At 37.9% G+C, this 14,424-nt stretch carries 13 protein-coding genes; 4 read left to right on the forward strand and 9 right to left on the reverse strand.

All coding sequences use genetic code 11. From position 1 onward, the window contains the following. Nucleotides 1–17 precede the first annotated feature (17 nt). The 5 genes from lepA to R2Q78_RS01445 are packed head-to-tail and all read right to left on the reverse strand — an operon-like array spanning nt 18 to nt 5,607. Entirely contained in the window at nt 18–1,805 is a 1,788-nt protein-coding gene (gene lepA / locus R2Q78_RS01425; protein WP_316788193.1) for a translation elongation factor 4, read from the reverse strand. Between the two features lie 33 nt (nt 1,806–1,838). Then, complete coding sequence (locus R2Q78_RS01430; protein WP_316788195.1) at nt 1,839–2,579, reverse strand: copper homeostasis protein CutC; 741 nt, start codon at nt 2,577–2,579, stop codon at nt 1,839–1,841. A gap of 12 nt (nt 2,580–2,591) precedes the next feature. Continuing rightward, complete coding sequence (locus R2Q78_RS01435; RefSeq protein ID WP_316788196.1) at nt 2,592–3,623, reverse strand: N(4)-(beta-N-acetylglucosaminyl)-L-asparaginase; 1,032 nt, start codon at nt 3,621–3,623, stop codon at nt 2,592–2,594. An 11-nt stretch (nt 3,624–3,634) separates the two neighbouring features. Then, the gene (locus tag R2Q78_RS01440; RefSeq protein WP_316788198.1) at nt 3,635–4,438 is read right to left on the reverse strand and encodes a nitrilase family protein; all 804 of its coding nucleotides are present in this window, start codon (nt 4,436–4,438) and stop codon (nt 3,635–3,637) included. A 23-nt stretch (nt 4,439–4,461) separates the two neighbouring features. Beyond that, nucleotides 4,462–5,607, reverse strand: coding sequence for a methionine aminotransferase (locus R2Q78_RS01445; protein WP_316788200.1), 1,146 nt, complete (start codon nt 5,605–5,607; stop codon nt 4,462–4,464). A gap of 67 nt (nt 5,608–5,674) precedes the next feature. Here R2Q78_RS01445 and R2Q78_RS01450 point away from each other — a divergent pair, with 67 nt between their 5' ends. Next, complete coding sequence (locus R2Q78_RS01450) at nt 5,675–6,445, forward strand: queuosine precursor transporter (RefSeq protein WP_316788202.1); 771 nt, start codon at nt 5,675–5,677, stop codon at nt 6,443–6,445. Between the two features lie 2 nt (nt 6,446–6,447). On the opposite strand, the gene R2Q78_RS01455 is transcribed toward R2Q78_RS01450, so the two are convergent. The 3 genes from R2Q78_RS01455 to R2Q78_RS01465 all read right to left on the reverse strand — a co-directional run bounded on the left by R2Q78_RS01455 (nt 6,448) and on the right by R2Q78_RS01465 (nt 7,614). Next, nucleotides 6,448–6,825 (reverse strand): GreA/GreB family elongation factor, encoded by a 378-nt coding sequence (locus R2Q78_RS01455; RefSeq protein WP_316788204.1) that lies wholly within the window; start codon nt 6,823–6,825, stop codon nt 6,448–6,450. A 140-nt stretch (nt 6,826–6,965) separates the two neighbouring features. Next, complete coding sequence (locus R2Q78_RS01460; RefSeq protein WP_316788206.1) at nt 6,966–7,115, reverse strand: hypothetical protein; 150 nt, start codon at nt 7,113–7,115, stop codon at nt 6,966–6,968. A 109-nt stretch (nt 7,116–7,224) separates the two neighbouring features. After that, on the reverse strand, nt 7,225–7,614 hold the full coding sequence (locus R2Q78_RS01465) for a response regulator transcription factor (protein WP_316788208.1): 390 nt from the start codon (nt 7,612–7,614) through the stop codon (nt 7,225–7,227). A 262-nt stretch (nt 7,615–7,876) separates the two neighbouring features. Here R2Q78_RS01465 and R2Q78_RS01470 point away from each other — a divergent pair, with 262 nt between their 5' ends. Genes R2Q78_RS01470 through R2Q78_RS01480 form a run of 3 tightly spaced genes read left to right on the forward strand, consistent with a single transcriptional unit; the run spans nt 7,877 to nt 9,772 of the window. After that, on the forward strand, nt 7,877–8,053 hold the full coding sequence (locus R2Q78_RS01470; protein WP_136834791.1) for a histone H1: 177 nt from the start codon (nt 7,877–7,879) through the stop codon (nt 8,051–8,053). A 60-nt stretch (nt 8,054–8,113) separates the two neighbouring features. After that, the gene (mgrA, locus tag R2Q78_RS01475) at nt 8,114–9,109 is read left to right on the forward strand and encodes an L-glyceraldehyde 3-phosphate reductase (protein ID WP_316788210.1); all 996 of its coding nucleotides are present in this window, start codon (nt 8,114–8,116) and stop codon (nt 9,107–9,109) included. Between the two features lie 9 nt (nt 9,110–9,118). Further along, complete coding sequence (locus R2Q78_RS01480) at nt 9,119–9,772, forward strand: YceH family protein (RefSeq protein WP_316788212.1); 654 nt, start codon at nt 9,119–9,121, stop codon at nt 9,770–9,772. 269 nt (nt 9,773–10,041) lie between these two features. Here R2Q78_RS01480 and R2Q78_RS01485 read toward each other — a convergent pair whose 3' ends face one another. Next, complete coding sequence (locus R2Q78_RS01485; protein WP_316788216.1) at nt 10,042–14,112, reverse strand: two-component regulator propeller domain-containing protein; 4,071 nt, start codon at nt 14,110–14,112, stop codon at nt 10,042–10,044. Nucleotides 14,113–14,424 lie beyond the last annotated feature (312 nt).

Below are 14,424 nucleotides of genomic sequence, written 5' to 3' on the forward strand. Positions count from 1 at the left end.
AAATGAATGTATTTTGGTTAGTCTAATTTTAATACTGCCATGAAAGCTGTTTGCGGGATTTCCACGTTGCCCACCTGGCGCATGCGTTTTTTTCCTTGTTTCTGCTTTTCTAACAATTTACGTTTACGTGAGATATCACCTCCATAACATTTTGCGGTAACATCTTTACGTAGCGCACTAAGCGTTTCACGGGCAATTACTTTTGCACCGATAGATGCCTGTATTTTAATCTCGAATTGCTGACGCGGGATTAGTTCTCTCAGTTTCTCACAGATTTTCTTTCCAAAGTCATAAGCGTTACTGCGGTGAATGAGTGAAGATAGTGCATCAACAGGTTCTTCATTTAATAGCATGTCTAATCTTACCAGGTCAGATTTGCGATAGCCAACCTGATGATAGTCAAATGAAGCATAACCTTTGGAAATCGTTTTTAGTTTGTCATAGAAGTCGAAAACGATCTCTCCCATAGGCATCTCAAAAACAAGCTCCACACGATCTGAAGTAAGGTATGATTGATTGACAATAATTCCTCTTTTCTGAATACAAAGAGACATTACAGGACCAACAAATTCTGCTTTAGTAATGATATTTGCTTTGATATAAGGTTCCTCAACAGAATCCAATTTACTCGGATCTGGTAAATCTGACGGATTATTTACAATAACTTCATCGCCCTTAGTGGTCTTTGCGATATAAGACACGTTGGGTACTGTAGTAATAACCGTCATGTCGAATTCTCGTTCCAGACGTTCCTGGATAATTTCCATGTGCAACATTCCAAGAAATCCACAGCGGAAACCGAAGCCCAATGCAGCGGAACTTTCCGGTTCGAAAACGATGGAAGCATCATTCAGCTGCAATTTGTGCATCGCTTCACGTAACTCCTCAAACTCATCGGTATCAACAGGGTAGATTCCTGCGAAAACCATAGGTTTAACCTCTTCAAAACCTTGAATGGATTCTAATGAAGGTCTGTCTACAGTAGTAATTGTGTCACCAACCTTTACCTCACGCGCTTCTTTGATCCCAGAAATGATATAGCCTACGTCGCCCGTTTTAACTACTGTTCTTGGCGACATATCCAATTTTAGAATACCTACTTCGTCTGCTAAATATTGCTTGCCAGTATTGATAAATTTAACTTTATCACCTTTTTTAATTTCACCGTTTACTACTTTATAATAAGCAATAATTCCCCGGAAAGGATTAAAAACCGAATCGAAAATCAATGCTTGTAAAGGAGCTTCAGGATCGCCAACCGGGGCAGGAACGCGGTCTACGATAGCTTGAATAATATCTGGGATACCCAAGCCCGTTTTACCAGATGCCGGGATGATCTCTTCGCGTTTACAACCTATTAAATCAATAATCTGGTCTTTAACTTCTTCAGGCATTGCTCCCGGAAGATCCATTTTATTTAAAATAGGGATAATTTCAAGATCGTGTTCTAACGCTAAATATAGGTTTGAAATAGTCTGTGCCTGAATTCCCTGAGATGCATCAACAATAAGCAGAGCACCTTCGCAAGCTGCGATAGAACGTGAAACTTCGTAAGAAAAATCCACGTGTCCCGGTGTATCAATCAGGTTAAAGTTGTATTCAATTTCACCAACTTTATAATTCATTTGTATGGCATGACTTTTAATAGTTATGCCCCGTTCGCGTTCAAGGTCCATGTTATCCAGTAACTGTGCCTGCGATTCGCGTTGAGAAATCGTTTTGGTATATTCTAATAGACGGTCAGCCAAGGTGCTTTTTCCGTGGTCAATATGTGCAATTATGCAAAAATTACGTATATGCTTCATCAGTGGCGCAAAGATAAGATTTTGAGCGGATTATTATATAGGTTTGTTGGCCAGCTCAATTAAATTTTTTACTGTCTCACTATCAGTAAGATCATAACTAAATTCATCAGCTATGCTGCCCATGCTCAATTTAGGGTTTCTAAATTGCATATCACTTTTTATAGCGTGCTTTGCAGAGGCATGAAACTCTACCGCGCCTGTTGCCTCGATGATTTCCTGAATGTTACTTGTGGAGACGCCTGCACCAGGCATAATAATGATTCTTCCATTTGCCAGTTTATTCAATTTGGCTAATACTTCAATTCCTTTATGCGCAGATGATTCACCACCCGAGGTGAGGATACGTTCACATCCCAGTTCGATGATATCTTCCAGGGCCTGTTCCAGATCATTACTCATGTCAAAAGCCCTATGAAAGGTCACGGGTAGTGGTTTTGCCGTTTCAATTAGTTCTGCACATCTTTTTTTGTCGACACTACCATCTGCTTTTAGAATACCTATGACAACCCCGTCACAGTTTAGAGACTTACATATTTTAATATCTTCCTTCATTATGGAGAACTCCAAATCAGAATATAGAAAGTCACCACCCCGGGGGCGAATGATGGGATATACCTTTATTGATAAAACCTTTTTAGCCAGAGCAATCTGTGAATAACTTGGGGTTGTTCCACCTTCAGGTAAATTATCACATAGTTCGACCCTAATAGCGCCACCTTCCTGAGCCGCCAGAGCAGACCTGACAGAATTGGCGCACACCTCCATATTTACCATGATGTTTTTATTTTAATAATAACTCTTTCCGGGAATCAATAAATCATTTTTTTCTTCCGTACACACCGCATAGCTGAAGCCCTTCTGAATTGCAAAAGCACCATATTCTCCCTTTTTATTCAGGGCAAGGAATCCGACCTGAATATTTTTAGCTGTGTCTGGTTTCTTTTTAATGATCCTCATGACCGCTTCTTTGCAGGCCGCTTCAGGACTATAACCCTGTCTCATCAATTCTACTACTAAAAAACTGCCGACATTGCGAATGACTTCCTCGCCAACTCCAGTAGAGGTGGCTCCACCAACTTCATTATCTACATAGAGTCCTGCTCCGATAATGGGGCTATCTCCAACACGTCCATGCAATTTATAAGCCATTCCACTCGTAGTACAGGCACCTGAAATGTTGCCTTTGCTGTCAATAGCGAGCATACCTATTGTGTCATGGTTGTATTGGTTACCTGGTAACTTTGTAGGTGCGGCCTTATCATATAGTTTATTTTCTATATTCATCACAGGTGCATATTTAGCTGTTTTAAGCCATTCTTTCCATGCCTTTTCACTTTCTTTGGTGAGGAGATTTTCCTTTTTAAAACCATTTTCAAGAGCAAACTGTAAGGCTCCATCACCAACCAGCATTACGTGAGGTGTTTTTTCCATTACCAGTCTGGCTACAGAAATAGGATGTTTAATGTGCTCGAGTCCGGCGACAGAACCGCAGTTACCCAATTCATCCATTATACATGCATCAAGCGTTACGTGGCCGTCACGATCGGGTAAACCACCGTATCCTACAGATTGGTTCTTAGGATCTGCTTCAGGTACATGCACACCTGTTTCAACGGCATCTAACGCTCTTCCGCCAGAGACCAATACTTTCCACGCAGCCTGGTTGGCCGCGATTCCAAAATCCCAGGTAGAAATTACAATCGGTTTAATGTCTTTTGTGCCCATTGCAGGTATCATTCCTGACACACTTTTATTGCCTATAGCAAACAAGGAAGCTGTAGCAGCAGTGGACTTAATAAATTTTCTACGGTTAAGCATATATGCTATTGTTAAATGATTTTAAATTGATCTGCATCTCTCAGGAATGGAAAGATTCTACGTGTCTTTACGACCTCTTCATAATTGATACTAAAGGTATACAGGTCTTCGTCTTCAGGCTTGTAATATACAGTTTTACCCTGTGGATCTATACATTGTGAGTGGCCACTGTGGTAAATCTCATTTCCATCGTGCCCCACACGATTGGCCCCGATTACATAACTTTGATTTTCGATTGCTCTTGCCGGAATCAGTGCATTCCAATGCGCTGACCTTTTATCCGGCCAGCTGGCAATGATTAAGAGAATATCATATTCCTGGTTTTTGTTGCGCAACCATACAGGGAAACGAAGGTCATAGCAAATAGCAAGGCGAATTTTCCATCCTTTTAGGTCTACTATTACCTGTTGTTCACCTGGGGTATAGTTTTTGTCTTCATTTCCCAGGCCAAATAAATGGCGTTTGTCATAGTAACTAAAGCTACCATCTGGCAGCATCCAGATCAGCCGGTTGTAATAATGATTATTTTCTTTTATGATCAGGCTTCCACAAACCACACACTCATATTTTTGTGCGATCTGCTGCATCCATTGCATTGTTTTTCCATTCATCTCTTCAGCCAATGCTTCTGCATTCATGCTAAATCCGGTGTTGAACATTTCGGGAAGAATGATCAGGTCTGTTTTCTCCTTGATCCCCATTGACAACCTAAGGGCCAGGTTCTGCAGGTTTTTATCTGTATTTTCCCAAAATAAATAGGCCTGAAAGATCGTTATCTTAAGATTGTTAATGTTCAGGTAATTTGGATGTTCCATTATGCTGATTTAAAGGATGTAAATTATAATTGCATTAGTCTTTCAACGGCTTTTTCCAATGTTTCTTGCTTTTTGGCAAAACAAAATCTCAATATCTTATGATCTGTACTGCGGATATAGAAGGCAGAAACAGGGATACTAGCTACACCAAATTCTTTTATCATTCTAGTCGCCATATCCGTATCTTTTTCATCACTGATGTGACTATAGCTTACGCACTGAAAATAGGAGCCATGACAAGGTAGCAGTTTTAGTCTGGTTTCATTTAGCAATGACCTAAAGAGGTCACGTTTTTCCTGGAAGAAATCTGATAGTCCGTTGTAGACATCAGGATTACGAAGGTAATTAGTGATACCAACCTGCATGGGAGTATTTACACTGAAGACATTGAACTGATGTACTTTTCTGAATTCTTTCATCAGATTTTCCGGCGCCAGGCAGTAACCCATTTTCCATCCTGTAGTATGTAATAGCTTTCCAAATGAAGCGACAATAAAACTTCTTTCCCTTAATTCTGGATACAGGGCTATGCTGTGGTGCTTTTTGCCATCAAATATAATATGTTCGTATACCTCATCACTTAAAATTAATACATCTGTATTTTTTGTAAGCTTGATCAGAGCCTTTATGTCTTTTTCAGAGAGGGTGCAGCCGGTAGGGTTTTGCGGACTGTTTAATATGATCATTTTTGTGTTTGCGGTAAAAAGCTTTTTGACCATTTCCCAGTCAATTTCGTAGTCTGGTGGATGTAGTTCGTAAGGCTTTACCAGTCCTCCCAAGAGCTTAATAGCAGGAGCATAACAATCATAAGCCGGTTCAAAGATGATCACCTCATCTCCGGCGGTAATGCAGGAAGAAAGCGCAGTAAATATTGCTTGCGTCCCACCAGCTGTAATTGTGACTTCCGTATCCGGATGGTATTTTGCTCCATAAAGCTGCTCTGCTTTTTCTGCAATCAGTTCTCTTAGTGATAATAAACCAGGCATAGGTGCATATTGGTTGGACCCGTCTCTCATTGCATCACTGACCATATCGATCAATTTCTCATCGCAATTATAATCAGGGAAACCCTGAGAAAGATTGATGGCTTTATGAGTCTCAGCCAATTTAGACATCACGGAAAAAATAGTGGTGCCTACACCTGGTAATTTGGATTGTATAGATATCATGTTAAAGCGAAAATAGAAATAATATTTATCTCGTTATATCGGAATTATTTAATAATTTCATCCTGCTATGAGTTTTAAAACAAAAGAGAGTAGGTTATTGCTCATTCTAGGTAGTTTTTTTGTTGCCAATGCAATCCTTTCCGAGTTTATTGGTGTTAAGATTTTTACTGTAGAGGGCACACTCGGTATAAAACAATTTGATATAGACTTACTTGGGGTACCAAATCTTTCTTTTAATATGTCGGCGGGGGTATTGACATGGCCACTTATATTTATCATGACAGATATCATTAATGAATATTTTGGTGTGAAACAGGTAAGGTTTTTATCTATTCTGACCGCCGCACTTATAGGTTATGCATTTATTATCGTTGGAGCAGCTATGCACCTGACACCTTCTGGATTTTGGGTAAATCAGGAAGTTAATGGTTCAGCATTGAATATGAATAATGCATTTGCAGGTATTTTTGGTCAGGGAATGTGGATCATAGTTGGTTCCATAGTGGCTTTTTTGGTGGGGCAAATCGCTGATGTGTTGATTTTTCACCGCATTAAAAGGATAACCGGCGATAAAGCTTTGTGGCTGCGTGCCACCGGATCAACCCTGGTATCTCAATGCATTGATAGTTTTGTAGTGATCTTTATTGCTTTTTATCTCAACCCAGCTTATCACTGGAGTTGGCAGATGGTTGCTGCAATAGGTTTGGTAAATTATACGTATAAATTCATTGTGGCCATCTTAATGACTCCTATATTATATATTGTACATGGTCTTATTGATGGTTATCTGGGTAAGGACCTTGCACAGCGAATGATTAAGATGGCCGGAAGAAAATAAAGTTAATTTCTTTTTACAGTCAGGATTTTGAATTCCTGAATTCCGTCAGGCATTTCCCAGTTAATGATATCATTGGTTCGATATCCAAATAATGCGATACCTATAGGAGCAAATACAGAAACTTTTTTCACCTGGATATTGGCTTCCTCGGGCATGACTAAAGTAAATATAAATTCCTGTCCGGTTTTAGTGTTTGCTATTTTTGCTTCAGATTTGAGGCAAACCACATCAGCAGGGAGATCTTCCTCAGCGTAAATAGTAGCTTCCTTTAGCTCAATCCTTAGTTTTTCTTTGTTGTATGCGCTCATATTAGATTTCTCTAAATGCTCTTTCAATAACTTAAAGTCGCTTTTTGATAGTGATAATGATTTTGTTTCCATAAATGTTATAATTGAATATGCATTAAACTATAGCATCAATAAGTTGAGGCCATAGTTTTAAATACAAAGTGATAAATACAGTGAAATGATCAGGAGATCAATGGCCCCTGAATCGAAGAAAAATCGAAATGATCCGGGGCTTAATTGATAAAGTCCTTACTGGTAGTCTGGAATGTAAATCCAAAAGGATAGTTTTCTCTGAAAAACCTTTTAAATAGGGCGTACAATTGCAACTGACCCTTATTGTAGGTCACAATTCTTGCTTTATATGTACTTTTAAAGTATTTCATTAGCGGCTAATTTCGGTAGCTTTTTCTTTATTTCAAAGAAATATCAAGTCTTTATTCTGCCGGACTTCGTATGAATTGTTTTTTTGAGTGTTTTGTATGGGTAGAAGTATTATTGACGGGTGTCATTCGATGACGCTATCTTACCCAACGTATTTTTTATAATTTGTACCAGGTGATCCAGATCAAACGGTTTATTGATGAAATCATCTGCACAAGCTTCTCTCAGTATAGTTGTTTCAGTTGCATGGGCCGACATGATAATGATTGGGATATGGGTAGTAGCGGCAGCAGTTTTTAAAGAATGACATATTTCAATTCCATTTCCATCAGGTAGCATTACATCCAAAAGTATCAAATCAGGCCAATCTAATTCCATTTGAGCATTAAAAGCGCTGGTTGTATTGAATGTTTTTACCTGATAGCCTTCTTCTATCAATATATACTCTACAATAAAACTGATATCTTGATCATCTTCAACAACATATATAAGTTTGGGCATAGGCTGGAATATTTGTGAATCGTATTCTAAAAGTAACCAACAGACATAGCAAAAGGTTTGTGCGAAAAACAACATTAGTTATAAAAAATGCAATAGGAATGAAGTTATACCCATTTATTTCTAAAATAATATATATTTGGCTTATAAATTAAAAATCACAACATGAAGGTCGTTAAAGCGGGTTCATGGTATTAACAAAAATTAAAAATTATGGAAACCGCGTCAGCAGCTTCCATACAAGTAAAAAACAAATTAAAAAATTATGGAAAAATTTTCAAAAGTTAAAGAATTGTTAGCTTCTGTGGAGGCTGATGCTGAGAAATTTTACAATGCAGGCAACAACGCTGCTGGAACAAGAGTACGTAAAGCTATGCAAGATTTAAAAGTTCTTGCTCAGGAGATCCGTACTGAAGTAACAGACAAAAAAAACGCTAAATAAGTATCAGTACTTTTTAAATATCAGTAGCAGTTTTACTGCTACTGAATATTTCCAATTCATATGCCATACCTACCTGATCCAGAAAGATATACTAAAATGAAATACCGCCGCTGTGGTAACAGTGGTCTCAAACTTCCTGCAATTTCCCTCGGCCTCTGGCATAACTTTGGGCATGTCGATCAACTGGAGAATTCGGCCAGTATCTTAAAACTGGCTTTTGACAGTGGGATTACCCATTTCGATCTTGCTAATAATTATGGCCCGCCTCCGGGGTCAGCAGAAGAAAATTTCGGTAAAATCTTAAAAAGAGACTTTAAGGATTTCAGGGACGAAATGATCATTTCAACAAAAGCAGGATATACCATGTGGGATGGACCATATGGCGACTGGGGTTCAAAAAAATATCTGATATCAAGTCTTGATCAAAGTTTGAAAAGAATGGAGCTGGACTATGTAGATATTTTTTATCACCACCGCCCTGATCCAGAAACTCCGCTAGAAGAAACGATGGCTGCGCTTGATCTTATTGTAAGGCAAGGTAAAGCTTTGTATGTAGGAATTTCGAACTATAAGCCTGAGGAAGCAAAAAAAGCAATTGAACTTCTTAAAGGATTAGGGACACCGTGTCTGATTCATCAGCCTAAATATTCTATGTATGAACGCTGGATAGAAGATGGTTTGTTAGACCTTCTCGGTAGTGAAGGTGTTGGATGTATCCCTTTTTCTCCTTTGGCACAGGGTATGTTGACTGATAAATATTTAAAAGGAATTCCTGAGGATTCAAGAGCAGCAAAATCACATGGATTTCTACAAAAGGATCAGATTACCGAATCCAGAATTCAACAACTTTTACAGCTTAACAAAATCGCAGAAAGCAGGGGGCAAAAATTGGCTCATATGGCTTTATCCTGGATATTGAAAGATGACAGGATTACTTCAGTACTGGTAGGGGCTAGTAAACCAGAGCAACTCGCAGATTCATTAAAATGTCTGCATAACACGAATTTTACTGAAGAGGAACTCAACAGTATTAATCAGATCCTTTCCAATTCTTAATATCTTTTAATGGACACACTTCAAACGCTACCTGTATTAAATGCTGAAGAACTGCGTGTTCTCGGAGTACTTATGGAAAAAGCCAGAACTACTCCGGAGTATTACCCAATGACTATCAATGCAATCACGGCGGCATGTAATCAGAAAACCTCAAGGAAACCTGTAGTACAGTATGATGAGCAGACCGTCACACTAACTTTGGATTCACTTAAAAGAAAAAGCCTGATATCTACCGCAACGGGAGGCTCAAGTCGCAGTATTAAGTATAAACATAATTTTGCAATTGTTTTTCCGGTAACACCTCAGGAGGTTGCTATTGTTTGCTTGCTGATGTTGAGAGGGCCTCAGACTCCCGGTGAATTAAATACAAATGCAGGAAGGTTATACGAATTTGAGTCTTTAGAAGAAGTACAGTCTACATTAGAAAGACTTTCTGAACCTGAGTTGCCATATGTTCTCCAGCTTGCAAGAAGAGCAGGACAAAAGGAAATGAGGTATACGCACTTGCTTGGTGGAATGCCGGATCTTACGCAGGATGAAACTAATGAGGACAATTACAGTAAACCCGCAACCGACATTGAGATCCGCCTTGCCCATGTAGAACAAGAATTGTTAGAATTGAAAGAGGCTTTTAATAAACTGATGAAGGAGTTGATGGGCTAGTTTTTTGCATCAACGGCTACTGTATCTGTTTTTAAAGAATCAACAGCCTTTACCGTATTCACATCTGCGATTTCAGGTTCAGGTGCTCTAAGTTTCATTTTTGTGGTGTTATTACAAGCACTAAGCAGTATTACAACACAGATGAGCGATAAGATAGCTTTCATAATTTTTGACTAAATGGTTATTTTAGTCAAAAGTATATACTAATTCTCATATGAACTATAATTTGAAAAGTATTTTACAAAGCTATGGCTAAAAGCATCATTAACTTAATTTAAGCTTTTGCTAAATGTCTTTGGAGTTTCACCGTATGCCCGTTTAAATTCCCTGCTAAAATATTTTGGATCATTAAAGCCTACCATATAGGAGATTTCAGATATCGTATATACATTTTGCTTTAATAGCTGTGATGCTCTTTTCAACCTTATTGATTTTACAAAATCGTTTACAGACAGGTCTGTCATAGCTCTTATTTTTTTGTATAAAATTGGCAAACTCATTCCCATTTCTTTTGCAAGATCAAAAACCCCAAAATTTTCGTCGGCCATGTGTGTCTCGATATACTTGATTATCCTATCAATGAATGCATGATCTGTCGAGTTAATAGTAACGTTTTGGGGCTGCAGATTAATTTCCTGGGAGAATTTCTTTCTCATCGTATCCCTTGCTGCCAAAAGATTTTTAATGTTTAGATTTAGCAGTGCCATACTAAACGGCTTTGTTACATAGGCATCGGCTCCTGTTTCGTATCCAGCCAGCTGATGGTCATAGGAAGAACGTGCAGTAAGCAGTATAATTGGAATGTGACTTGTCCGCTCATCTGTTTTGAGTTTTTGACATAGCTCTAATCCGTCCATTAACGGCATCATTACATCGCAAATGATGAGATCAGGTAAAAGCTCGACGGCGATTTTCAGGCCACTAAGACCATTCAGGCACGTTTCTATTTGATAATAAGAACCTATAGCATCAACGAGGAGTTGTGTGATTTCAATATTGTCTTCAATGATCAGAATCATTTCGTTACTTTTTACAACGTCTTTATCCTTGTTTACAAAAATAGGAGGGGCATCCTGCTGCAAGTAAACTTTATGCTGTGATGGAATTTCTTTAACTTCCAGAAGTTCTTCTTTTTTAAAATGAGCTTTTCCCTTTTTCAACTTAATGGTAAAACAGGTATAACCATTTTGTTCTAAAGTGGCAGGTGTACTTACAATTTCAATTTTACCATGATGGGCTTCAATTATTCCTTTTGAAAGAGCAAGGCCAATACCTGATCCGATGTGATTTGATTCTTGTTCGTCTACCTGAAAATAGTCGCTGAATAATTTGTTTTGACTGTCGTAAGGAATACCCTGGCCATTGTCGGTAATTTTGATTTCCACTTCCTGGTTAGTCTGATGTATTGATAGTTCTACTTTCCCATCTTTATTACTAAATTTAAAAGCATTTGCAATCAAGTTGAAGAGTACTTTTTCCAACTGGCCTTTGTCGAAATAAAGTTCCGTAGATTCCTGATCTGTTGTAAAACTGTATTCTATGTTCCTGCTGACAGCCATGTCTTTAAAGGCTATAAAAATTTCATGGCAGAAACCCACTAAGTCGCCCATGCTGACGTGAAGTTTAAGATGACCAGTTTCCGCTTTTCTGAAGTCCATAAGTTCTGTTACCAGTCTCATTAGCCGGTCTGCATTATTCTTAAGCGGGATCACCTGATTATTAATTTCAGGGTAGTTTCTGGAGGTAATTAAAAGATGCTCTATTGGTCCCAGGATTAAAGTTAGCGGAGTTCGTATTTCGTGCGCCACGTAGGTGAAGAAATTCAGCTTCATTTTTTGAAGATTTTCGGATTTCTTCAACATGGCTTTTACAAAGAAGTACCGCAGTGTTACAAATGAGATACTCGAAAAAAGGAAAAAATAAAATAGATATGCCCACCAGCTAGCCCAGAAAGGAGGAAGCATGTTGATACCTATTGTAGCTGGATTACCACCAGGTGTTCCATCGTTGTTGATACCTTTTACTGTGAAAATGTAATTTCCAGATGGAAGATTGGTGTAAGTTGCGTAAGGTAAGCTGGTACTTATCCAATCTTTATCATAACCGTCCAACTTATAATAATATTTATTTTTATCAGGCTTAATGTAGTTTAGTAAAGCATAACCAATCGTAAAGTTATTATGGTCATAATTGAATTTGAGTTTTGGACTATAAATGATGTTTTCTTTCATCATTTTATTTGCATTGTTTACTTGTACAAACTCATTAAAGAGTTTCAGACCCGTGAAAGTAATTGGGCTCACAATATTGTTTACGTCGATCTGATCCGGGAAGAAGGAAGTTAAGCCATTGTAGCCGCCAAAGAAAAATTCACCTTTAGACGTTTTAAGAAAAGACCTCATATTAAAGTCATTACCTGCCAGTCCGTCACTTTTCGTGTAAGTGTTAAACCTACCGGTCTTCAGGTTCATTTTAGATAAACCATTATCAGTACTGATCCACAAATTTCCATTATTATCCTTAATCATACCAAGGACATTATTGTTCGACAGTCCGTCGGTTTCAGTATATGTTTTAAACTTTTTATGTGCAATATCAAATACCGAGATTCCACCAAAATAGGTTCCTATGCAGAACTGGTCTTTTGAGGTCTGAATGATGCAGTTGATATAATCAGATTGCAGACTATCTTTATCTCCTTCTTTTTTGAGGAAAATGCTCATTTTACGAGTAGCAGGATTATATAGATGCAGCCCTTTTACAGTACCGATCCAGATGTTTTGTGATGAATCTTCAATTATAGTTTGTATGTAATTACTATTTAATTGTTTCTCCAGATCACTTTTGACTGTTTTTTTTGCGAACCCTCCAGGAATTCTGATGATGTTATTTAAACCATCACGTGAACCCACCCAGAAAGTTCCCCGGCTGTCTTCCAATATCGTCATAATATCAGCACTCCCTTTATTTCCAAGTCTATCAGAGGTATTGATGATGTGTTCAAAGTGCTCTTTTTCAGGATTAAACACACTAATAAAACCTTCGTGCATGCCTATGAAAATTTTTCCATTCTTGTCATGGAATAGACTTTTTACAAGATTTGAAGGCATAGCATTTGGATTTCCGGGGATCATCCTGTAGTATGAATATTTGTGATTTGTCCTGTCGAAGTAATTTAGTCCTCCTCCTTCGGTTCCTATCCAGAGGTTTTTATGCTTATCCTCAACAATAGCTCTTACTATATTGCTATTTATACTAGATACAAAGCCACTTGCTCTGTAATTATGGAACGCATGAGGGTAGGGGTATACCAAGTCAACACCACCGTAAAAGCTCCCTATCCACATTGTTCCATTCAGATCCTGAAACATACTGTGGATGGAGTTTTGACTTAAACTGGTATTGATATCAGGGTTATGTCTGTAATTGCTAAAAACTTTGCTTTTAGGGTCCAGAATACTGAGGCCTTCCTGAGTGCCGATCCAAAGACTCCCATTTTTGTGGACGATAATTTCCCTGACATCGTCGTGTATAAGTGAATTTGCTACACCTTGTTGATGTGAATAATTTAAAAAAGACCTTTTCATAGGATTATAAAGGTTTATCCCTTTATCTGTCGCTATCCATAGATTGTCATTATGATCTTTTGCTATATCTGCAATATAATTAGAGCTGATGCTGCCAGTTTTTTTTGTTTTTCTGAATACCTCTGCATGTGTTTTGCCTTCTTTTGTAATGTTCATTTTGATCAGACCACTGCTTGATCCAATCCAAATGGTTCCATTTTTATCTCTTAATATACTGTAAATGGAATTCAGTCCAGGCTTATTCCCTCCATCTTTAAAATAGAATTTTTTAAATATATTCCTTTCCCTGTTGGTCATGAGGTTGAGACCATTGTCTGTCCCAACCCATAGATTTTTGTCCTGGTCTTCATAAATACAATTGACGATGTCATTGCTAAGCCCATTGTCCTTAGTTGTAATTCGGATAAAATTATCGTTTTTGCTATCGTATTTATTCAGTCCGCTGGGGGTTCCCAGCCACAGGATACCTTTGGAGTCGGTAAATATGGATTCTATAATATTATTGGAGATACTGTTGATATTTTTAGGATCACTTGTATAAATTTTAAATTGGGAACCATCGTACCTGTTAAGCCCATGCCTGGTCCCAAACCACATAAATTGATGGCTGTCCTGTCCAATACTGACAACAGAATTTTGCGAAAGTCCTTGTTCCAGAGTCAGATTATTAAAGGAAATATCTTGTTGCGCAAAGCCCTTGTTTGGTAATAACAAGACCATTAGAAAGTAGAATACAATCAGTTCTTTTTTCACCTGTTGAATAATTTATTACAAGTTAAAAGAGCGTTTCATAATCTTCGAATAAATGTAACATTTTCATGAAGAATTTAATCCTGTCTATCTCTTATTTTAAGATTTTCATCTTTTTTGGCTGAATAATATCTGAGTTTTGGTTAAGCCAAATATATGATAGTGATTATTGTATGACGAATGAAAACGTTTGCATATTTATTCCTCATTCAAATTTAAATAGGATGTAAAATCACTTTGAAGCGAACAACAGATTTGTTAACCTAAACCAGACTATATGAAGAAAAACTAACCATCACCTCTCGTACAAACAAA

It is taken from the genome of Pedobacter frigoris, assembly GCF_032678645.1.
Lineage (GTDB): Bacteria > Bacteroidota > Bacteroidia > Sphingobacteriales > Sphingobacteriaceae > Pedobacter > Pedobacter frigoris_A.

Excerpts from the sequence above, each read along its gene's own strand:
- R2Q78_RS01430 (WP_316788195.1), bottom strand. The coding sequence starts at position 2,579 with ATGGTAAATATGGAGGTGTGCGCCAATTCTGTCAGGTCTGCTCTGGCG.
- mgrA (WP_316788210.1), top strand. The coding sequence starts at position 8,114 with ATGCCATACCTACCTGATCCAGAAAGATATACTAAAATGAAATACCGC.
- R2Q78_RS01455 (WP_316788204.1), bottom strand. The coding sequence starts at position 6,825 with ATGGAAACAAAATCATTATCACTATCAAAAAGCGACTTTAAGTTATTG.
- R2Q78_RS01450 (WP_316788202.1), top strand. The coding sequence starts at position 5,675 with ATGAGTTTTAAAACAAAAGAGAGTAGGTTATTGCTCATTCTAGGTAGT.
- R2Q78_RS01460 (WP_316788206.1), bottom strand. The coding sequence starts at position 7,115 with ATGAAATACTTTAAAAGTACATATAAAGCAAGAATTGTGACCTACAAT.
- R2Q78_RS01470 (WP_136834791.1), top strand. The coding sequence starts at position 7,877 with ATGGAAAAATTTTCAAAAGTTAAAGAATTGTTAGCTTCTGTGGAGGCT.
- lepA (WP_316788193.1), bottom strand. The coding sequence starts at position 1,805 with ATGAAGCATATACGTAATTTTTGCATAATTGCACATATTGACCACGGA.
- R2Q78_RS01445 (WP_316788200.1), bottom strand. The coding sequence starts at position 5,607 with ATGATATCTATACAATCCAAATTACCAGGTGTAGGCACCACTATTTTT.
- R2Q78_RS01440 (WP_316788198.1), bottom strand. The coding sequence starts at position 4,438 with ATGGAACATCCAAATTACCTGAACATTAACAATCTTAAGATAACGATC.
- R2Q78_RS01465 (WP_316788208.1), bottom strand. The coding sequence starts at position 7,614 with ATGCCCAAACTTATATATGTTGTTGAAGATGATCAAGATATCAGTTTT.
- R2Q78_RS01435 (WP_316788196.1), bottom strand. The coding sequence starts at position 3,623 with ATGCTTAACCGTAGAAAATTTATTAAGTCCACTGCTGCTACAGCTTCC.
- R2Q78_RS01480 (WP_316788212.1), top strand. The coding sequence starts at position 9,119 with ATGGACACACTTCAAACGCTACCTGTATTAAATGCTGAAGAACTGCGT.